The sequence below is a fragment of the Paraburkholderia unamae genome (assembly GCF_003096875.1).
In the GTDB taxonomy this organism is placed as follows: Bacteria; Pseudomonadota; Gammaproteobacteria; order Burkholderiales; family Burkholderiaceae; genus Paraburkholderia; species Paraburkholderia unamae.
Genome location: NZ_QEOB01000027.1, coordinates 20,586 through 39,857, shown reverse-complemented (window position 1 = coordinate 39,857; position 19,272 = coordinate 20,586). Strand labels below are relative to the sequence as shown.

The 19,272-nt window shown below is 65.6% G+C and carries 17 protein-coding genes, 1 other RNA gene and 1 pseudogene; 10 read left to right on the top strand and 9 right to left on the bottom strand.

The features are described from left to right. Positions 1 to 37 precede the first annotated feature (37 nt). From C7402_RS38140 to C7402_RS38125, 4 genes are read left to right on the top strand one after another with little or no spacing between them, the layout of a single operon-like run. Entirely contained in the window at positions 38 to 814 is a 777-nt protein-coding gene (locus C7402_RS38140; protein ID WP_116614223.1) for an SDR family NAD(P)-dependent oxidoreductase, read from the top strand. A gap of 60 nt (positions 815 to 874) precedes the next feature. Then, on the top strand, positions 875 to 1,858 hold the full coding sequence (locus tag C7402_RS38135; protein ID WP_116614222.1) for a thiamine pyrophosphate-dependent dehydrogenase E1 component subunit alpha: 984 nt from the start codon (positions 875 to 877) through the stop codon (positions 1,856 to 1,858). Between the two features lie 46 nt (positions 1,859 to 1,904). After that, a complete protein-coding gene (locus C7402_RS38130; protein WP_116614221.1) occupies positions 1,905 to 2,909 on the top strand; it encodes an alpha-ketoacid dehydrogenase subunit beta in 1,005 nt (334 codons plus the stop codon). Positions 2,910 to 2,913: 4 nt separating this feature from the next. Beyond that, positions 2,914 to 4,035 (top strand): acetoin dehydrogenase dihydrolipoyllysine-residue acetyltransferase subunit, encoded by a 1,122-nt coding sequence (locus tag C7402_RS38125; protein ID WP_116614220.1) that lies wholly within the window; start codon positions 2,914 to 2,916, stop codon positions 4,033 to 4,035. Between the two features lie 28 nt (positions 4,036 to 4,063). On the opposite strand, the gene C7402_RS48380 is transcribed toward C7402_RS38125, so the two are convergent. Next, entirely contained in the window at positions 4,064 to 4,204 is a 141-nt protein-coding gene (locus C7402_RS48380; RefSeq protein WP_372460582.1) for a hypothetical protein, read from the bottom strand. A gap of 5 nt (positions 4,205 to 4,209) precedes the next feature. On the opposite strand from C7402_RS48380, the pseudogene C7402_RS48375 reads away from it, so the two are divergent. Continuing rightward, positions 4,210 to 4,521: pseudogene (locus C7402_RS48375) on the top strand (hypothetical protein); the annotation flags it as partial. An 82-nt stretch (positions 4,522 to 4,603) separates the two neighbouring features. Here C7402_RS48375 and C7402_RS38115 read toward each other — a convergent pair. The 8 genes from C7402_RS38115 to trxA form a co-directional block, all read right to left on the bottom strand. Continuing rightward, positions 4,604 to 5,974, bottom strand: a complete 1,371-nt coding sequence (locus C7402_RS38115) for an MATE family efflux transporter (protein WP_116614219.1) — start codon at positions 5,972 to 5,974, stop codon at positions 4,604 to 4,606. A gap of 4 nt (positions 5,975 to 5,978) precedes the next feature. Next, entirely contained in the window at positions 5,979 to 7,736 is a 1,758-nt protein-coding gene (locus C7402_RS38110; RefSeq protein WP_116614218.1) for an ArnT family glycosyltransferase, read from the bottom strand. A 228-nt stretch (positions 7,737 to 7,964) separates the two neighbouring features. Further along, positions 7,965 to 8,228 carry a type B 50S ribosomal protein L31 gene (locus C7402_RS38105; protein WP_112176971.1) on the bottom strand — a complete coding sequence of 88 codons (264 nt, stop codon included), beginning with the start codon at positions 8,226 to 8,228 and terminating at the stop codon, positions 7,965 to 7,967. A 157-nt stretch (positions 8,229 to 8,385) separates the two neighbouring features. Next, entirely contained in the window at positions 8,386 to 9,222 is an 837-nt protein-coding gene (locus C7402_RS38100) for a M90 family metallopeptidase (protein ID WP_116614217.1), read from the bottom strand. A 37-nt stretch (positions 9,223 to 9,259) separates the two neighbouring features. Beyond that, entirely contained in the window at positions 9,260 to 10,816 is a 1,557-nt protein-coding gene (locus C7402_RS38095; RefSeq protein ID WP_116614216.1) for an MFS transporter, read from the bottom strand. Further along, the gene (locus C7402_RS38090; RefSeq protein WP_116614215.1) at positions 10,813 to 11,385 is read right to left on the bottom strand and encodes a MerR family transcriptional regulator; all 573 of its coding nucleotides are present in this window, start codon (positions 11,383 to 11,385) and stop codon (positions 10,813 to 10,815) included. Before C7402_RS38090 ends, C7402_RS38095 begins: the two co-directional genes overlap by 4 nt. A 162-nt stretch (positions 11,386 to 11,547) precedes the next feature. Continuing rightward, positions 11,548 to 12,810 carry a transcription termination factor Rho gene (gene rho / locus C7402_RS38085; RefSeq protein WP_027818379.1) on the bottom strand — a complete coding sequence of 421 codons (1,263 nt, stop codon included), beginning with the start codon at positions 12,808 to 12,810 and terminating at the stop codon, positions 11,548 to 11,550. A gap of 281 nt (positions 12,811 to 13,091) precedes the next feature. Further along, the gene (trxA, locus tag C7402_RS38080) at positions 13,092 to 13,418 is read right to left on the bottom strand and encodes a thioredoxin TrxA (RefSeq protein ID WP_027818380.1); all 327 of its coding nucleotides are present in this window, start codon (positions 13,416 to 13,418) and stop codon (positions 13,092 to 13,094) included. A gap of 477 nt (positions 13,419 to 13,895) precedes the next feature. Here trxA and ffs point away from each other — a divergent pair. The 5 genes from ffs to C7402_RS38055 all read left to right on the top strand — a co-directional run bounded on the left by ffs (position 13,896) and on the right by C7402_RS38055 (position 19,238). Then, positions 13,896 to 13,994: signal recognition particle sRNA small type (gene ffs / locus C7402_RS38075), an RNA gene on the top strand. A gap of 243 nt (positions 13,995 to 14,237) precedes the next feature. After that, the gene (locus C7402_RS38070) at positions 14,238 to 16,700 is read left to right on the top strand and encodes a DNA polymerase III subunit gamma/tau (RefSeq protein WP_116614214.1); all 2,463 of its coding nucleotides are present in this window, start codon (positions 14,238 to 14,240) and stop codon (positions 16,698 to 16,700) included. 88 nt (positions 16,701 to 16,788) lie between these two features. Beyond that, complete coding sequence (locus C7402_RS38065; protein ID WP_112176976.1) at positions 16,789 to 17,115, top strand: YbaB/EbfC family nucleoid-associated protein; 327 nt, start codon at positions 16,789 to 16,791, stop codon at positions 17,113 to 17,115. Between the two features lie 183 nt (positions 17,116 to 17,298). Next, positions 17,299 to 17,895: a recombination mediator RecR gene (recR, locus tag C7402_RS38060; RefSeq protein WP_116614213.1), complete on the top strand. Its 597-nt coding sequence runs from the start codon at positions 17,299 to 17,301 to the stop codon at positions 17,893 to 17,895. 71 nt (positions 17,896 to 17,966) lie between these two features. Further along, on the top strand, positions 17,967 to 19,238 hold the full coding sequence (locus C7402_RS38055; RefSeq protein ID WP_112176978.1) for a CaiB/BaiF CoA transferase family protein: 1,272 nt from the start codon (positions 17,967 to 17,969) through the stop codon (positions 19,236 to 19,238). The last annotated feature ends 34 nt before the right edge of the window (positions 19,239 to 19,272 follow it).

The window sequence follows — 19,272 nt, the reverse complement described above, 5'->3', positions numbered from 1 at the left end:
GCATCCTCGACCCGTATCACCACAAGGAGACACCCGAATGGACGCACCCCTGAAAGGCCAGGTCGCGATCGTGACCGGCGGCGCGCGCGGCATCGGCCGCGGCATTGCGCTCACGCTCGCGCAGGCCGGAGCCGACGTGCTGCTCGCCGATCTGCTCGAAGAGCCGCTCGCCGCCACGGCCGAAGAAGTGCGCGCCCTTGGCCGTCGCGCAGCCATCTGCAAGGTCGATGTCACACAGGCCGCCCAGCTCGAAGGGATGGTGTCGCAGGCGCTCTCCGAACTCGGCGGCTTCGACATCCTCGTGAATTGCGCGGGCGTGATCTCGATTCATCCGGTCTCCGAACTCACCGAGCGGGACTGGGACTTCGTGATGGGCGTGAACGCGAAGGGGGTGTTCCTCGGCTGCAAGGCGGCGTTGCCGCATCTGCGCATGCAAAAGCACGGGCGCATCATCAACGTCGCGTCGATTGCGGGCAAGGAGGGCTTTCCGAATCTCGCGCATTACAGCGCCTCGAAGTTCGCGGTGGTCGGCTTCACCAACGCGCTCGCCAAGGAAGTGGCGCGCGAAGGCATCACCGTGAACGCGATTTGCCCGGGCATCGTGCGCACCTATATGTGGGACCGGCTTTCGGACGAATGGAAGAACGAAGGCGAAAGCGTCGAGCAATCGTGGCAGCGTCATCAACTCACGCTTATTCCGCAGGGCCGCGCGCAAACGCCGGAAGACATGGGGCGGCTCGCCTTGTTCTTCGCGACGATGGACAACGTCACCGGCCAGTCGGTGAACGTCGACGGCGGCTTCACTTTTCACTAGGAGCAGATGCATTTCCGGCAGGCATATCCAGCGTCGTACACACAGGACAAGGAGACAACCATGTCAGTCAACACGCAATTGAACAGGGAGCAGTTGCTCAAGGCGTATCGCTCGATGCGCACGATCCGTGAATTCGAGGAGCGCTTGCACGTCGAGTTCGCGACCGGCGATATCCCGGGGTTCGTGCACCTGTACGCGGGTGAGGAGGCGTCGGCGGTCGGCACGATGAGCCATCTGAACGATTCGGACTACGTTGCAACCACGCACCGTGGCCACGGCCATTGCATTGCGAAGGGCGTGGACGTGCACGAGATGATGGCCGAGATCTACGGCCGGGCCACGGGCTCGTGCCGCGGCAAGGGCGGCTCGATGCATATCGCCGATCTTTCGAAGGGCATGCTCGGTGCGAACGGCATCGTGGGCGCGGGCGGCCCGCTCACCTGCGGCGCGGCGCTTGCCGCCAGGCAGAAGAAGACGGGCGGCGTGGGCGTGTGCTTTTTCGGCGACGGCGCGTCGAATCAGGGCGTCATCTTCGAGTCGATGAATCTGGCTTCGGTGTGGCGCCTGCCGGTGATCTTCGTCGCGGAGAACAACGGCTATGCCGAGGCGACGTCGTCCACGTGGTCGGTTGCGGCCGACAACATCGCGGACCGCGCGAACGGCTTCGGCATGCCGGGCGTGATCGTCGACGGCTTCGACTTCTTCGCCGTGTACGAGGCCTTGGGTGAAGCCATTGCGCGGGCGCGCAACGGCGGTGGCCCGACGCTCGTGGAAATGAAACTCTCGCGCTATTTCGGCCACTTCGAGGGCGATGCGCAGACGTATCGCGCGCCCGGCGAAGTGCAGAAGTTGCGCGAGGAAAAGGATTGCCTCAAGCGCTTCGAGGAGCGCGTGGTGCGCGCCGAACTGGCAAGCGCCGACGATCTGCGCAAGGTGGACGCCGAAGTGAAGCAACTGATCGACGACGCGGTGGCGCAGGCCAAGGCCGCACCGCTGCCGCCGGCCGAGGCGCTGCTCACCGACGTGTACGTGTCGTATCCCTGAGCGCGACGCACTCAGGTCAACAGGATTCCCGATCAAGGAGACGAAAATGGCACGGAAAATCACCTATTCACAGGCCATCAACGAGGCGCTGGCACAGGAGATGGGGCGCGACGAGAGCGTGATCGTCATGGGCGAGGACAACGCGGGCGGCGCGGGCGCGCCCGGCGAGCAGGACGCATGGGGCGGCGTGCTCGGCGTGACGAAGGGCTTGTACGGCAAGTTTCCGGGGCGCGTGCTCGATACGCCGCTCTCGGAAGGCGGCTTCATCGGTACCGCCGTGGGCGCGGCGGCCTGCGGTCTGCGGCCGGTGGCGGAACTGATGTTCATCGACTTCATGGGCGTGTGCTTCGACCAGATCTTCAACCAGGCCGCGAAGTTCCGCTATATGTTCGGCGGCAAGGCGGTCACGCCGGTCGTGATCCGCACGATGTATGGCGCGGGCCTGCGCGCGGCGGCGCAGCACTCGCAGATGCTCACTTCGCTCTTTACGCATATTCCGGGGCTCAAGGTCGTGTGCCCGGCCACGCCTTACGACGCCAAGGGCCTCATGATCGAGGCGATTCGCGACAACGACCCTGTGATCTTCTGCGAGCACAAGTTGCTCTACACCATGGAGGGCGATGTTCCGGAGGAATCCTATTCGATTCCGTTCGGCGAAGCCAACATCGTGCGCGACGGCGACGATGTCACGATCGTCACCTACGGGCGCATGGTCCATTACGCGCTCGACGCCGCCCAGAAGCTGGCGAAAGACGGCATCGAAGCCGATGTGATCGACCTGCGCACGACCTCGCCGCTCGACGAGGAGACGATCCTCGAAAGCGCGCGCCGCACGGGCCGCGTCGTTGTCGTGGACGAGGCGAATCCGCGCTGCTCGATGGCGACGGACATCGCGGCGCTGGTCGGCCAGAAAGCGTTCAAAAGCCTGAAGGCGCCCGTGGGCATGGTCACCGCGCCGCACACGCCGGTGCCGTTCGCGGCCTCGCTCGAAGACCTCTACATCCCCTCGGCGGACCAGATCGCCGAAGCGGTGCGTGCAGCAAGGAGCTGAAGTCATGCCGATTCACATGATCACGATGCCCAAGTGGGGCTTGTCGATGGAGCAGGGCCAGGTGAACGGCTGGCTCAAGTCGCTAGGCGAGCAGGTCACGAAGGGCGACGAGTTGCTCGACGTCGAGTCCGACAAGATCGCGTCGCGCGTGGAGTGCGCGTTCGAGGGCGTGCTGCGGCGGCAGATCGCGCAGGAGGGCGACACGCTGCCCGTGGGCGCGCTGCTGGGCGTGGTGGCCGACGCAGAAGCCGCCGATGCGGACATCGACGCCGCCGTGGCCGAATTTCAGCGCGATTTCGTGCCCGCCCAGGCGGGCGACGCCGACGCGGGTCCGCAGCCCGAGAAGTCGCAGATCGGCGGGCGCACGATGCGCTATCTGAAGCTCGGAGAAGGCGAGGGCGTGCCGGTGGTGCTGATCCACGGCTTTGGCGGCGACCTCAACAACTGGCTTTTCAACCATGCCGATCTGGCGGCGGAGCGCACGGTCTGGGCGCTCGATCTGCCGGGTCACGGCGAATCGGGCAAGGCCGTGGAAAGCGGCAGCCTCGACGAGCTTGCGCAAAGCGTGATCGCGTTTCTCGATGCGCAGAAAATTGCCACGGCGCATCTGGTCGGGCATTCGCTCGGCGGCGCGGTCGCGATGGCCGTGGCGGAACAGGCGCCCGCACGTGTGGCCTCGCTCTCGCTGATTTCGAGCGCGGGCCTCGGCAGCCAGATTGACGGCGCGTATATCGAGGGCTTCGTATCGGCGGCCAATCGCAACGCGCTCAAGCCGCACGTGACGAAGCTGTTCGCCGATCCCGCGCTCGTCACGCGTCAGCTTGTTGAGGACCTCGTGAAGTACAAGCGGCTCGAAGGCGTGCAGGCGGCGCTTGGCAAGATCGCGGAGCAGGCGTTCGAGGGCGGCGCGCAGCGGCGCGTGTTCCGCGAGCGCCTCGCTACGCTCGCGCCGCGCGCGCTCGTGGTCTGGGGCGAGATCGACCAGATCATTCCGGTGCACCACGCGCAGGGCTTGCCTCCGCAGGTGCGAGTGGCGGTGATCGCGGGCAAGGGGCATATGGTGCAGATGGAGGCCGCGCAGGAGGTCAATCGCCTGCTTAAGGCTTTCTTCGACGAGGGAGGCTGAGCATGACGGCCGCCACTTCCGATACGCCTCATTCGTCGAGCACGGCGCTCGGGCAGCAAGGCCTGCGCAGTCGCGAGAAACTCGCGCGCATTCCGGTGAAGATCGTGCCGCCCGCCGGGAGCGGGGCGGTCTTGCCGAAGCCGCCCTGGCTGCGCGCGCGGCCGCTCATGAGCCGCCCATGGCGCGCTCGTGACGAAGTCGGGGCTGATGGTGGGGCTGGGCGCAACCGACGAGGCGTTGCTCGCGACGATGCAGGACCTGCGCGAGCACGGCGTGGAAGTGCTGACGATCGGCCAGTATCTCGCGCCGTCGCGCTTTCATCTGACGGTCAAGCGCTACGTGCATCCCGACGAATTCGACGCGTTGCGAGCGGCGGGGTTTGGCGAGGTGGTCGCGGGGCCGCTCGTGCGTTCGTCGTATCACGCGGCGCAAACGGTGGAGGCGGCGCGAAAGGCGAAGATCGGAGCGAGCCATATTCGCAACTAACCGCCTAACCTGTTAACAACCATCGACAGAGCGGGGTGTGGTACGCGAGAACCCGGGCCATCAGGCGGTCACGCTGCCTGCGCTACGCGCCCGTCCGCAAATACCGCGTACTCACGCGCGAGAGATAGACCAGCAGTCCCGCACCGGCAATCGCAAGGCTGGCCAGATTGGCGATCCAGAAACCGCGTGCGCCCGTGGCCCAGGCCGGCACGGTGCCGCTCACGTCGAAGCCCAGCGCATAACCGCCGCCAAGACCCACGCCCCACAAGGCGACGGCATAGATGAGGGTTGGCACGACCGCGACCTTGTAGGCGCGCAGCGCGAAGGCCGAGGTGATCTGCAAGGCGTCGAACACGTGATACAGCGTGACGATGGCCACGAGCGGCATGGCAGCGACCGCGACGGCGGGGTCGGGCGTATAGCCACCGATGATGAGCGGGCGCAGCATGTACACGATCACGCCGTAGCAGCAGGCGATCGCCACGGCCGTCGCCACGCCGTGACGGGCGAGCGTGCGCGCTTCGTCGTGGCGGCCGCCGCCCAGCGCCTGGGCGACGAGCGTCGAGGTCGCCACGCCGATCGAAAGCGGCGTCATGTAGAGCACCGCGCCGACGTTGCCGGCGATCTGGTGCCCCGCGAGCGTCGTCGTGCCCAGACGCGCGATGAAGATCGCCATGAACGTGTACGAGGTGACCTCGATGAGGTACGAGAGCCCCATCGGAATGCCGAGCTTGAGCAGTTCGGCCTGGCGTTTCCACTCGGGCCAGCAGAAGTGCTTGAAGATTTCGAACGGCGCGAACACGTCCACGCGCGTGAGCGCGATGGCGGCGCATAGCGCGAGCGCCCAGTTGATCGACGTGCTCGCGAGCGCGCAGCCCGGACCGCCCAACGCGGGCACGCCCAGGCCGCCGAAAATGAGCCATGTGTTGAGCGGCACCTTGAGCACGAGCGCGCCGACCTGGAGAAACATGACGAGGCGCGGCCGTCCCACGGCGTTGGCGAGCGAACTGTAGATGCGAAAGGCGAGGGCGGCGGGCAAGCCGAACGACAGCAGCCGCAGATAGCCGACCGTGCGCTCGCGCAGCGCCTCGGGCGCGCGCGCGAGGTCGAGCAGCGGGCCGGGAAAGTAGAGGATCGCGAAGCCGGCCACCATCAGCACGAGTGCGAGCCAGAACGCCTGGCGCACTTCGAGGCCGATCTCGGTGTCCTTCTGCGCACCGTAGAGCTGCGCCGCGACTGGCTGGAGCGCGCTGAGAATGCCGGTGAGGGCGATATAGACCGAAACGTAGATCGACGAGCCCAGGCCGAGCGCCGCGAGGTCGAGCGCCGAATAACGGCCGACCATCGCCGTGTCGATCACGCCGAACGCGATGATCGCGAGCTGGCCGACCAGCACCGGCCACGCGAGCGCCGCGATGCGCCGGACGTCGCCGACGAGGGTTGTCGTTGCCACGGCCTCAGTCGGGGCGCTTGAGCCAGACGTGCGGCTTCTTGAGCGGCGTCTTCGGACGGTCGATGCGCACGTAGAGGCGGAAGCGTTCGTCGCGGTCGGCAACGCGGCGGCCTTCCCACACGAGCTTCCATTCGAAGTTCGACATCGCGCTCGGCTCGCCGTAGTCCTGGGTGTCCTGGCGCAGGATCACGTCGCAGTCCTCGTCGAACGCGAAGTGCATCTTGCCGAAGTAGGCGAAGGTGGCGATCTGCGCGTCGCCGAGACGCACGGGCGAGATGCATTGATAGTCGGCGGGCAGGTGCGCGGCGATCTGCTGCGCGACATCCTTGTAGGTCCGGCTGTAGTTCACGACCGGCAGCCAGAGCGTCATGAGCAGCACCCACATGAGCGTGGTGCCGCCGCTCGAGAGCACGACGCTGCGCCACAGCACCTTCGGATGGCGCGCGATGCGCCACTGCGCAAGCACGATCCAGCAGACGGTCACGGCTACCGCGCAGACAAACGAGAGAATCTTGAACTGCGGCACGAAGCCGGGCGCGAGGCGCGCGAGATTGCGCGCGAGCGGCGCGGGAAAGCCCGTCATGCCCGCGAGCCACACGAGCCACACGAAGGTGCCGAGGATCGTGAAGCTCAGCACGGCGAACCAGTCGATCGCATTGATCGCGCCGCGCTTGAGCGTGGGCAGCGCGAAGGTCGCGAGCACCGAAAGCGCGGGCAGCACGAGCATGAAGAGGCGGTTTGTTTCGTGGCTCTGCACGATCACGAGGATGAGCAGCGGCACGATCACCGAAAGCGGAATCGCGATGTGCGGTTTGCGGCGCAGTCCCGCCCAGCTCACGAAAGCCCAGATCGCCAGCGGCCACGCAGGCCACGTGAAGAGCGGCAGGTTCTTCGCGGCATAGCGCAGCACGCCGCCCGGCGGCCCTGCGAAGGCGTTGACGTTGGTGCGCGCCCACTGGTTGAGGAACCAGACGGCGTCGTCGGGGTAGAGGTGCAGAGCGAGGAGCGGCCACGAGAGCGCGACCACGAGCGCGACGGGCAGGCCCGCTACGAGAAGCCAGCGCGAGCGCGTCTCGGGCGCGATCGCGAGCATGGCGAGCGTGCCGACGAGGAGCGCGCCCACCAGCACCGGGCCGCTTGCGAGCATCACGATGCCGAGCGCGAGGCCCCACCAGAGCGCGCCCTGGACCGGCTTGTCGATGGCGCGCACGACGCCGTACAGGAGTATCGCGATGCCGACGAACTGCATGAGCTGCGGCGTGGTTTCGTGGCCGCGCTCGGCGAGGCCGAAGCACGCGAGCAGAATGAGCAGGGCGCCGTCGGCGAGCGTGCGGCCGTAGTCGCGCGGTTCAGGCTCGCCGCCGAACGCGTACTTGAACGGCTGCACCTCGGGGCGGCGGCCGAGCAGGTAGGCGCTGTACCAGACGAACGCACAGGCAAGGCAGAACAGCACGCCGGTGGCGATGCGCGAGGCGTTGCTCGCGTCGACCCAGGGCGCGAACAGGCGGATGCACGCGGCGCCCAGCCAGTAGCCGAGCGGACCGTTCTCGGTCACGTACTTGCCGACGAGATTGGGCAGCAGCCAGTCGTGCGAGGTGCCGCCCGCCATCGTCCACATCACGCCGAAGCCCGCCGCATCCTCGTTCTTCCACGGGTCGCGGCCAAAGAGGCCAAACGACGCGAAGACGATACAGATGGTCAGCAGCAGCCAGCGCGGCAAGGCGCTGGTGGCGGAGGCGGTCAGTCGAATGGCTGGCTTCATGCAGTACGAGGGGAGACGGATAAGTCCTGCGGAGTGACGCCGCGGCGCAATCCGGCATTCTAGCCGGGCCGGCGCGCGCGCGTCACGGCGCCCGCCTCGGGCAAAGCTGCGCGTCTGCCGGAAAGCGGGTCGCAACGGGGTCGCGCGGACAACAAAAAAGGGCAGCGTACGCTGCCCTTCTCGTGTACTTCTGTACGGGACCGGCCAGAAGCCGGTGCGGCGAAGCGATTACTTCGCTGCCTTGCCCGAGGCGCGTGCGCCGAACTTCTTGTTGAACTTCTCGACACGGCCGGCCGTGTCCATGATCTTTTGCGTGCCCGTGTAGAACGGATGCGATTCCGACGACACTTCGATCTTGGCGAGCGGGTAGGTCTTGCCGTTGAACTCGGCGGTTTCGCGCGTCTGGATGGTCGAGCGGGTCACGAACTTGAAGTCGTTCGAAACGTCGATGAACAGGACTTCGCGGTAATTCGGGTGAATGCCTTCTTTCATGGTCTTTCCTTAAATCTGGCGGTAGCCAACCCACGTCTGTCTGCGGCACCATGCCGAAGAGCCGTTCGCGCGAGCCACTTGCCCAAGGTCGAAAAAACGCGATTATGCCAGAGAATCAGCCGGTTGGCGAATATTTACGGCCCCGCGCGCCGTGTTTTCAGGCGGGCTGTCCTTCCAGCGCCCCCACACGCGCGGGGTCCTGCCGGTAATAGCGCGCGAGCAGCCGGTAAAGCTCGGGATATTCGGCCTCGAACGCCTTCGGCTTGACGAACAGGGCCTCGCTGCACACGGCGAAGAACTCCGACGGGTGGTCGGTTGCATAGGGATCGATCAGCGAGTCGCGCTCGAAGCGCGCCCAGCGGCGCTCCGGCACGGCGTCCACCTTGTCGCAGAACTGGTCGTAGGCGTTGTCGAACACGTCGGCCCAGGCTTGCGCGTCGAGCGGTGCGTGCCATTTGCGAAAAAGGGGCGGATGGCCGTCCGCATCGCCGTTGAGCATGTCGATCTTGTGCGCGAATTCGTGGATCACAACGTTGTACGCGTCGCTGCCATCGGTCATCTGCGCATCTTCCCACGAGAGGATCACGGGGCCGCCCTCCCAGGCCTCGCCGCTCGCGTCGTGTTCCACCTCGTGCACCACGCCGTCTTCGTCCTCCACGGTCTTGCGGATCACGAATTCGCCGGGGTAGACGACCACGCCCACCCAGCCCTTGTAGAGGTCGAGCGAAAGATTGAGCACCGGCAACGAGGCCTGGGCGGCGATCGCCACGGTCATCGGGTCGGTCAATTCGAGGTCGTGGGCGGTCGAGAATTCCTTTTGCGCGATGAAAAGGCTCGTGAGTTCGCGCAGGCGCGCGAGGTCGGCGGCGTCGAGGTGCGCGAGGAACGGCAGGCCGGCGAGCGTGGCCTGCCACAGCGCGTCGTCGATCGCGTAGGTGCGCAGCGCCTTGTCGCGGCGGCGCGCGTCGAACCAGTGGGAGAGTTTCGAAAGCATCGCGTCGGGGGCCTGCTGGTGCGTTTTCGGATGTCGTTCAGTCGATCTGCTTTTGCCACGCGGCGAAGATCCCGCCGCACACCGCCACGCCGATCAGGAAATAGAACCCGTCGAGCGAGCTCAAAAAACTCGCCTGCTGCGCGACCATGCGGCTCACCTGCGCGAGCGCGAGTCCGTGCGCTTCGGACGGCGAGCGTCCCATGGCCTCGAATGCGTGCGTCAACGTGGCGTACGTATTCTGAAAGACCGGATTGAACGGGTTCACGAATTCGGCGAGCCGCGTTTGATGCAGCGCGAGCCGGTGCTGCTCGACGATGATAACCGTGGCGGTGGCGAACGATATCGTCAACTGCCGGACGATGTTTTTCAAGCGGTAACCGTGCGTGAATTCCTCAATCGCGAAGATGCGGAACGTGAGATTGGCGACCGGCAGCACGATGAAAAGCAGCAGGAGCCCGCGCAGCAGCAGGGGCAGCAGGAGCCAGTCGCTGCTCGCGTCCGGTGTCAGGCGCGTCATCCAGAACGAGATGAAGGCCGAAAGCGCGAAGCCGGGCACGATGATCCACTTCTTGTGCGTGATGAACTTCGCGTAGCGGAAGTAGAGAAAGAGCGCGCAGGCCGAGATGAGCGACGTGACGCCCGTGAGGCGGCCGGCGTTCTCGACGGGGTAGTTCAGCCCGCCCTCGAGCAGACGCGAGACCAGGTAGCTGAGCGCCGTGCTCAGGTAGTAATAGATCATGTAAAGCAGCAGGCCCACCTGGAACGGCTTCTCGCGCAACGCGTGCAGGCGCATGAGCGGCTTCGGATGATGCCATTGATGCCAGCCGAACCAGGCCAGCGAGACGAGCCCGGCGAGCGTGAGCAGGATGATTTCCGGCGAGGTGCTGAAGAGTTCGAAGCGCACCTGCTGCATGGCGATCTGGAGTGCGCCCTGCGCGCACGCGAAAATGATGTACGGCCAGAAGTGCGCTTCGCCGCGCTCCTCGGGCAGCACGTGGCCCGTATCGGGCAGCGCGAACAGGGCGAGGACGGCATAGAGCACGCCCGCGGGCGCGGAAAACGCGAACAGGGCGCGCCAGTCGAAATGCGCGAGAAGCAGGCCGCCCGCGAGCGGCGCGAGCGCGCTGGAAAGCACGATGAGAATCAGGAAGGCGCGCGTGGCGACGGGCCGTTGCTGCGGCGTGAAGCTGATCTGGATGAGGATGCGGCAGGTGCCCATCATCGGGCCGATGAAATAGCCCTGGAAGCCGCGCGCGAAGGCGAGTTCGATCGACGACTCGCATAGTGCGGCGGCAATCGCGCCCGCTGAGTAGAGCAGCAGGCAGCCGCCCACGTAGCGCCGGTAGCCCATGCGCTCCACCCACCACTGCTGTTGCAGGATGCCGAGCACGGCGCACACGGCGTAGGCGCTGGACGACCAGACGAGTTCATCCGGCGACGCGTTGATGCCGCCCGCGATATAGCTCGTGAAGAACGAGAAGATCGCGTTGTCGTAGTAGTCGAGGCCGGTCGCTACCGCCAGCACCCACGGGAACAAGTCTCCACGCAGGCGCACCGCGCTGAAGATCGGCTCGCGGGTCGGGGCGGTGTTCATGCGGCGTCGGTCCCGTCCTGCTCTTTGCCGGCGTGCGCCTCGGCCTCGAGCGCTTTCGGCGCTTTCGATGTCTTCGCCGTTTGGGTCGCCGCCTTGCGCTGCCGCGTGGCGGCGAGGCGTTGTTCGATCAGTTGATCGGACGGCTCGCCCGCGAGGCGGCGTTGCAGATAGTCGAGGTCGTCGGCAAGCTCGGCGCGCACCGTTTGTGCTTCCTTTAGCTCGCGGCGCACAGCCGCAATGCGCGTGTCGAGCGTCTCGATCTGCTGCGCGAGCGCGCCGGCGATCTGCTCGAGCGATTCCTGCGAGTAACGCCGGCGGCCTTCGCCAGCCTGTTCGAGTGGGCGCTTGAGCATTTCGGTGATGCCGTGCAGCGAAAAGCCGAGCGCGCGCAAGCGCAGGATGCGCGAAAACTGTTCGAGATCGTGCTCGTCGTAAAGCCGGTAACGGCCTTCGCTACGCGTTGGGCTGACGAGCCCGCGCTCCTCGTAATACTTGAGCGTGCGGGGCGTGACATTGAGTCGCTCGGCGGCGTCACGCACGGTGAGCAGCGTGGGGGAATCCTTGGGCATCGTGAACTCTTTTTTCGCCGTTCAGGCGAACAAGACTTGCCGCGGATTATAGTTCAACGTGAACGTGCACGTACAGGTTTGGGCGCGCAATAACCCGGTGCCGGAAAAGAAAAACGCCCGCAATCTGCGGGCGTCCTGTTTCACATCAAGCGGGCGAGGGCCTTAGCCGCCGCGGCGCATCATGTCGAAGAACTCGGAGTTGTTCTTCGTTTGACGGATCTTGTCGAGCAGGAATTCCATGGCCTCGACTTCGTCCATGTCGTGGATGAACTTGCGCAGCACCCAGATCTTCTGGAGGATGTCCGGCTTGATCAGCAGTTCTTCGCGACGCGTGCCCGACTTGTTCAGGTTGATCGACGGGTAGACGCGCTTTTCCGCGAGACGGCGCTCGAGGTGCACTTCCATGTTGCCGGTGCCCTTGAACTCTTCGTAGATCACGTCGTCCATGCGGCTGCCGGTTTCGATCAGCGCCGTACCGATGATGGTGAGCGAACCGCCTTCCTCGATGTTACGTGCCGCACCGAAGAAGCGCTTCGGGCGTTGCAGCGCGTTGGCATCCACACCGCCCGTGAGCACCTTGCCCGATGCGGGCACAACGGTGTTGTAGGCGCGTGCGAGACGCGTGATCGAGTCGAGCAGAATCACGACGTCGTGCTTCATTTCGACGAGGCGCTTGGCCTTCTCGATCACCATTTCGGCGACTTGCACGTGACGCGCAGCCGGTTCGTCGAAGGTCGAGGCAATCACTTCGCCTGCCACCGAACGCTGCATTTCGGTCACTTCTTCAGGACGCTCGTCGATCAGCAGCACGAACAGCACCACGTCGGGGTGGTTCTGCTTGATGGCGTGCGCGATGTGCTGAAGCATCACGGTCTTGCCGGACTTGGGCGAAGCGACCAGCAGGCCGCGCTGACCCTTGCCGATAGGCGCGATCATGTCGATGATGCGGCCCGTCACGTTCTCCTCACCGCGCATTTCGCGCTCGAGCAGCAGCACCTTGTTCGGGTGCAGCGGCGTGAGGTTCTCGAACATGATCTTGTGCTTCGAGGCTTCCGGCGGCTGGCCGTTGACCTTGTCCACCTTCACGAGCGCGAAGTAGCGTTCGCCGTCCTTCGGCGTGCGCACTTCACCTTCGATCGTGTCGCCGGTGTGCAGGTTGAAGCGGCGGATCTGCGACGGGCTGATATAGATATCGTCCGTGCTGGCGAGATACGAGGTTTCCGGCGAGCGCAGGAAGCCGAAGCCGTCGGGGAGCACTTCGAGCGTGCCGTCACCGAAGATCGTTTCGCCCGTCTTGGCGCGCTTTTTGAGAATCGCGAACATGAGTTCCTGCTTACGCAGGCGGTTCGCATTTTCGATCTCGAGGCCATTGGCCATCTCGATCAATTCAGACACGTGCAGAGACTTGAGCTCGGAAAGATGCATACGGAGAACCCGTCGGGGAGGAGTGCGACGAAAAGAAGTCTGGGGGAAAAGAAGTGAGCGGAACCGCTCAAGGACGAAACTTTGCTTGAAACTTAGCTTGGAACTTTTATAGGGCGCCGGGTAGACGCTTTATGAATTCTAGCATAGCACACGCCAGAAACCGTCAGTGCAGACCGACAGCAAGTTTTGGCGTGTTTTTATCGTGCGTGTTGTCGTGCGACAACACGCACCTTTGCGTGCTCCGCCTGGCGCGAGGCAAGCCGGAGCGGCAGAGTCAGGCGTTACAGGTGGCTGTCCAGGAACGCGGTGAGCTGCGACTTCGAGAGCGCGCCGACCTTTTGCGCCGCGACGGCGCCGTTCTTGAAGAGGATCAGCGTGGGGATGCCGCGCACGCCGAACTTCACCGGGGTCGACTGGTGCTCGTCGACATTGATCTTCGCGACCTGAAGACGATCGCCGTAATCCTTCGCGACTTCATCGAGAATCGGCGCGATCATCTTGCACGGGCCGCACCACTCGGCCCAGAAGTCCAGCAGCACGGGCTTGTCGGATTTCACGACGTCCTGTTCGAACGATGCGTCGCTGATATGCTTGATTTGTTCGCTCATTGTATGAATACCTCTTTCGATTCGAGGCTGACTAAATTGCTCGCCACGATACACCAAAACTGAAAATTCATCCGGGGCCGCCGAAGCGACCAGACCGAACCCGCATGACACGCCTGCATGACTCGCTATACAGGTGCAAACCGCGCGGCTCAGCCAAATGCCGACGCCAGTGTAGCCTAAATCCCTATGCGCTGCCGACGGTGATAGTACTCATGCCGCAAGCAGGGTTTCCGTCTTGCAGGCCACATTCGGCGGGGCATTCGGACTGCGGCGCGACAGGTTTGACGTGAGCGTTGCGCGTGACAGCGTGTGTTCCTGCTCGCTATCTGGTGGCGAGGCCGGCCGTTGCAAGAGGGCGCGCTTTCGGGTTTTTGTGCGGCGCGCGACGGGTGTGCCACGGGCGTTTCAGACGGTCCGACGCGTTTTTTCGCACCGCAGCAGTCGCAATGCGGCGCGACCGATGTTAGAATGCACCGTGACGGGCCTCCTCGCATGGAGGGGCGGTCAACCTGGTCAGGTCGGGAACGAAGCAGCCACAGCCGTTTTCCGCCAGTGCCGAGGGTCGGGCTCGTCACCTTTCGCTTTTTTCTTCCGGTTTCTCCCCCATCTGCAACGTTGACGCCGCGCAATTCAATGCGCGAGCGGTTCTTCGTTCGTCGCTGCGTTTGCGGTATTTGTCGCGTCTTCAGCGCGGCTGTTTTTGCCGCACGCACATTGCCCGCCATCGCCCGCAAGCCCTGTTCCGTGGCCGCCGCGCGGCGCGCATTCGCCGCCTTTCGATTCATCTGGACGCGCGGGCGTTGCTGATACAATTTCCGGATGACCTATCAAGTTCTCGCACGCAAGTGGCGACCGAAGGATTTCGCTTCGCTCGTCGGACAGGAGCACGTGGTGCGCGCGCTCACGCATGCACTCGACGGCGGCCGCCTGCACCACGCGTACCTCTTCACGGGCACGCGCGGCGTGGGTAAGACGACGCTCTCGCGTATCTTCGCCAAGGCGCTCAACTGTGAAACCGGCGTGACGTCCAAGCCGTGCGGCGTGTGCCGCGCGTGCCGGGAAATCGACGAAGGGCGCTTCGTCGATTATGTCGAGATGGATGCGGCGAGCAACCGGGGCGTGGACGAAATGGCCGCGCTGCTGGAACGCGCGGTCTACGCGCCGGTCGACGCGCGCTTCAAGGTCTACATGATCGACGAAGTGCACATGCTCACGAACCACGCCTTCAACGCGATGCTGAAGACGCTGGAGGAGCCGCCGCCGCACGTGAAGTTCATTCTTGCGACGACCGACCCGCAAAAGATTCCGGTTACGGTGCTTTCGCGCTGTCTTCAGTTCAATTTGAAGCAGATGCCGGCGGGCAACATCGTCGAGCACCTCACGCACATTCTCGGCGAGGAAAAGGTCGAGTTCGAGCAGCAGGCGCTGCGCCTGCTCGCGCGCGCCGCTGACGGCTCGATGCGCGACGCGCTTTCGCTCACCGACCAGGCCATCGCCTATTCGGCCAACCAGGTGACCGAGGAAGCGGTGCGCGGCATGCTCGGCGCGCTCGACCAGAGCTATCTGATCCGCCTGATCGACGCGCTCGTGGCGGGCGACGGCGCGAACGTGCTCGCCATCGCCGACGAAATGGCGCTGCGCAGCCTGTCGTTCTCTACCGCCTTGCAGGATCTCGCGAGCCTGTTCCACCGTATCGGCTGGGCGCAGTTCGCGCCCTCGTCGGTGCTCGACGAGTGGCCGGAAGCCGACGATATCCGCCGTTTTGCCGAGGCGCTGAGCCCGGAGCAGGTTCAACTGTTCTATCAGATCGCCACGCTCGGCCGCAACGAACTGGGCCTCGCGCCCGACGAGTATGCGGGCTTCACGATGACGCTGCTTCGCATGCTGGCGTTCGAGCCGTCCGTGAACGCGGGCAACGTGGGCAGCGCCCCGGCTTCGAAACCCGCTGCGGCGGTCGCGGGCGCGCGGGCGGCCGCACCGGCGGTGGCGTCGGCGCGCAGCGCCGCGCCGGCAGGGCAGGCGGCTGTGCAAAAGGCGGAAGCGGTGCAAGCGCCTCAGACACCACAGGCACCTGTGCGTGTGGCCCCGGTGCAGCCCGAGGTGCAGCCCGAGATACATCCGGAACCGGTCAAAACGAGCGTCGTTGCGGCAGCAACGAGCGAACCGGCAACGCCGGTGGCGGCCGCGCCGGTCACGGGAACCGCCGCCGAAGCGCGCGTCGTGCCGCCTTGGGAAGACGAAGGCGAACCCGCGCGGGATGCGAGCGCGGCGCAACCCGAAGCCGCTCCCGCTGTAGCGCCTCAAGCGCCGCAAGCGGCAGTTCAGACGCCTGAGCCCGCCGCCGAAGTCGAGCCGCAAGCCGTACAGCCGACGCCCGCCGCCGCGCCGCAGTCCGAGGCCCGCGAAGAGCCCGCCGCGCCGTTGTCCGCGCGTGGTGGCGCGGGTGCGGCGCTCGACGTGCTGCGCAGCAAGGGCATGCGCGTGTCGGCGAACCGCGGCGCCGGCGTCGCAGCCGACGCGGCAGCCCCGGCGCCCGCGCCGAAAGCCGCGCCGCGTGCGCAAGTGAAAGTGCCGACGCCCGACCCGGCCCGCCGTGCCGCCGCCGCGCAGGACGCGCAGGCGCGCCAGCCGGCTCGCAATGCGAACACGCGGCAGGACGCCGCGGGCGCGCCACCGTGGGACGACATTCCGCCGGACGACTATGTGCCGCTCGGCGCCGACGACGCGTACTTCGCGCCGCCCGACGACGGCTTCGTACCCGCGTACGACAACGAACCATCTGCGCCGCGCGCCGCCGCTGCGGCGCCCACGCCGTCGCCGGCCGTGGTCGACGTGAGCAAGCTGCCGCCGGGCATCCCGCTCGACGCCATCGGCTTCGCGGGCGACTGGCCCGCGCTCGCCGCGACGCTCTCGCTCAAGGGCATCTCGTACCAGCTCGCCTTCAACAGCGAACTGACGGCACTCGATGGCACGCTGCTCAAACTGAGCGTGCCGGTGCCGCAGTATGCGGAGGTCTCGCAGGTCGCGAAGCTCAAAACGGCGCTTGCCGAGCGGCTTGGCAAGACCGTTGAAGTGAGCGTGGAAGTCGGTCCGGCGCGCCGCACGGCAGCCGCGCTCGACGCCGCCGATCGCGCCCAGCGTCAACGGGACGCCGAGCGTGAGATCGGCGCCGATCCTTTCGTGCAACAACTGATTCGCGACTTCGGCGCGAGCATCGTGCCGGGCTCGATCCGGCCGCTCGCGCCGGAAGCCGCATCGGGCGGCGCTCAGGCCGCCCATTGATTTGCGCCGCGCGGCGTGCCGAGTGCCGAGCGCCGCGTGCATCGAGCGCAGTGATTCGAATGACCATGATCCAGAAGGAGCAGTGACTATGTTGAAAGGCCAACTCGCAGGGCTCATGAAGCAAGCCCAGCAGATGCAGGAAAACATGAAGAAGATGCAGGAGCAGCTTGCCCAGATCGAAGTCGAGGGTCAGGCGGGCGCCGGTCTCGTCAAGGTCACGATGACCTGCCGCAACGACGTGCGCCGCGTGTCGATCGATCCGAGCCTGCTCACGGACGACAAGGACATGCTCGAAGACCTCGTGGCCGCGGCGTTCAACGACGCGGTGCGCAAGGCCGAAGCCACGTCGCAGGAAAAGATGGGCGGCATGACCGCCGGTCTGCCGATTCCGCCTGGCTTCAAGCTGCCTTTCTAAGCGCCGGCACGGGCGACGGGTCTGCTTGTGGTTGCGGCAGGCCTGCCGCCCGTGCGGCTGCGCGCGCCCGGCCGGCACCGGTCCGGCCGCGCGGGCGCAGGTGTGGGCTTGTGTCCGCTAGTCTCGGTTCGCCGGAAGCACGGTCCGCTTCAAACCTCGTTGCGCGCCTCGCGCTGAATCCGCATGAAACAACCTTCCGCTCTCGCCGCGCTCGTCGAGGCGCTGCGCGTGTTGCCCGGCGTCGGGCCGAAGTCGGCGCAACGCATGGCTTATCACCTGATGCAGCACGACCGCGACGGCGCCGAAAAGCTCGGCAACGCGCTCCTGTTCGCGACCGAGAACCTCAAGCATTGCGAGAAGTGCAATACCTTCACCGAAGCTCAGGTGTGCGAAACCTGTCTCGACGACGAGCGTGATCCGACGCTCTTGTGCGTCGTCGAAACGCCGGCCGACCAGATCATGCTCGAACAGACCATGACGTACCGCGGGCTGTATTTCGTGCTGATGGGCCATCTGAGTCCGCTCGACGGCATCGGCCCGAAAGAGATCCATTTCGACCGGCTCGTGAAGCGTGCGTCGGATGGCGTCGTCAAGGAAGTGGTGCTCGCAACCAATTTCACGAACGAAGGCGAGGCGACGGCCCATTATCTCGGCCAGACGCTCAAGGCGCGCGGACTTGCGGTCACGCGACTCGCGCGCGGCGTGCCGGTGGGCGGCGAACTCGAATACGTGGACGCGGGCACCATCGCTCGCGCCATGCTCGACCGGCGCTCGATGTAGCGTCGTGCCACGCCTCGATAGCGGCGCTCGCCATGCGGCGCTGCAAGCCGAACAGAACGAAAGGAGACACCATGAGCGCAGCAGCCGCTTCCTTTGAATCCCAGCCTCAGGCCACCGGCGCGAAAGGCGCGGGGCCGCTCGCGGGCGTGAAAGTCCTCGAACTCGGCACGCTGATCGCGGGCCCGTTCGCGGCGCGCTTTCTCGGCGAGTTCGGCGCCGAGGTCATCAAGATCGAAGACCCCAAGGGGGGCGATCCGCTGCGCAAATGGCGCAAGCTCTACCCCGAAGCGGGCGGCACGTCGCTCTGGTGGGCCGTGCAGGCGCGCAACAAGAAGTCGGTCACGGTGAATCTCAAGGCCGAAGAGGGCAAGGAGATCGTGCGGCGGCTCGCGAAGGAAGCCGACATCGTCATCGAGAACTTCCGGCCAGGTCTGCTCGAAAAGCTCGGGCTCGGTTACGACGTGCTCTCGAAGGAGAATCCCGGCCTCGTGATGGTGCGCCTTTCGGGCTACGGCCAGACCGGCCCGTATCGCGATCGTCCGGGCTTCGGTGCGATCGCCGAATCGATGGGCGGCCTGCGCCACATCACCGGCTATCCCGACCTGCCGCCGCCGCGCATCGGCATTTCGATCGGCGACTCGATCGCGGCGCTGCACGGCGTGATCGGCGCGATGATGGCGCTCCATCATCGCAACATGAACGGCGGCAGCGGCCAGATCGTCGATGTGGCGCTCTACGAAGCCGTGTTCAACATGATGGAAAGCGTGGTGCCCGAGTACGGCGTGTACGGCATGGTGCGCGAGCGCACCGGCGCGTCGCTGCCGGGCATCGTGCCGTCGAACACGTATCCGTGCCGCGACGGCAGCATCGTGATCGGCGGCAACAGCGATCCCATTTTCAAGCGCCTCATGACGGCCATCGACCGCGCCGATCTCGCCAACGATCCCGCACTCGCTCACAACGACGGCCGCGTGCCGCGCACGGCGGAGATCGACGGCGCGATCGCGGCGTGGCTCTCCACGCGCACCATCGACGAAGCGCTCGACGTGCTCAACGCCGCCGATGTGCCCGTGGGCCGCATCTACAGCGTAGCCGACATGTTCGCCGATCCGCAGTTCGCCGCGCGCCAGATGATCCAGCAATTCCGCTGGCAGGCCCCGGGCGCGCAGGAAGGCGAGGGCGTGGACGTGGCGCTGCCCGCGGTCACGCCCAAGCTCTCGGCTACGCCCGGCGACACGCGCTGGCTCGGCCCGGCATTGGGTGAACATACCGATGAAGTCTTGCAGTCGCTGGGTTATGATGCAGACCACATCGCACGGTTGCGCGAACAACAAATCGTCTGAGACCACTCACGTCCAGGTAGTTTGATGCAACACG

Bases quoted from the DNA above. Each gene is read 5' to 3' on its own strand.
- C7402_RS38055 (WP_112176978.1), top strand. From the start codon at position 17,967: ATGAGCGCAGCAGCCGCTTCCTTTGAATCCCAGCCTCAGGCCACCGGC.
- C7402_RS38100 (WP_116614217.1), bottom strand. From the start codon at position 9,222: ATGCTTTCGAAACTCTCCCACTGGTTCGACGCGCGCCGCCGCGACAAG.
- C7402_RS38125 (WP_116614220.1), top strand. From the start codon at position 2,914: ATGCCGATTCACATGATCACGATGCCCAAGTGGGGCTTGTCGATGGAG.
- rho (WP_027818379.1), bottom strand. From the start codon at position 12,810: ATGCATCTTTCCGAGCTCAAGTCTCTGCACGTGTCTGAATTGATCGAG.
- C7402_RS38110 (WP_116614218.1), bottom strand. From the start codon at position 7,736: ATGAAGCCAGCCATTCGACTGACCGCCTCCGCCACCAGCGCCTTGCCG.
- C7402_RS38140 (WP_116614223.1), top strand. From the start codon at position 38: ATGGACGCACCCCTGAAAGGCCAGGTCGCGATCGTGACCGGCGGCGCG.
- C7402_RS38135 (WP_116614222.1), top strand. From the start codon at position 875: ATGTCAGTCAACACGCAATTGAACAGGGAGCAGTTGCTCAAGGCGTAT.
- trxA (WP_027818380.1), bottom strand. From the start codon at position 13,418: ATGAGCGAACAAATCAAGCATATCAGCGACGCATCGTTCGAACAGGAC.
- C7402_RS38065 (WP_112176976.1), top strand. From the start codon at position 16,789: ATGTTGAAAGGCCAACTCGCAGGGCTCATGAAGCAAGCCCAGCAGATG.
- C7402_RS38090 (WP_116614215.1), bottom strand. From the start codon at position 11,385: ATGCCCAAGGATTCCCCCACGCTGCTCACCGTGCGTGACGCCGCCGAG.
- C7402_RS48380 (WP_372460582.1), bottom strand. From the start codon at position 4,204: ATGAGCGGCCGCGCGCGCAGCCAGGGCGGCTTCGGCAAGACCGCCCCG.
- C7402_RS38095 (WP_116614216.1), bottom strand. From the start codon at position 10,816: ATGAACACCGCCCCGACCCGCGAGCCGATCTTCAGCGCGGTGCGCCTG.
- C7402_RS38070 (WP_116614214.1), top strand. From the start codon at position 14,238: ATGACCTATCAAGTTCTCGCACGCAAGTGGCGACCGAAGGATTTCGCT.
- C7402_RS38130 (WP_116614221.1), top strand. From the start codon at position 1,905: ATGGCACGGAAAATCACCTATTCACAGGCCATCAACGAGGCGCTGGCA.
- recR (WP_116614213.1), top strand. From the start codon at position 17,299: ATGAAACAACCTTCCGCTCTCGCCGCGCTCGTCGAGGCGCTGCGCGTG.
- C7402_RS38105 (WP_112176971.1), bottom strand. From the start codon at position 8,228: ATGAAAGAAGGCATTCACCCGAATTACCGCGAAGTCCTGTTCATCGAC.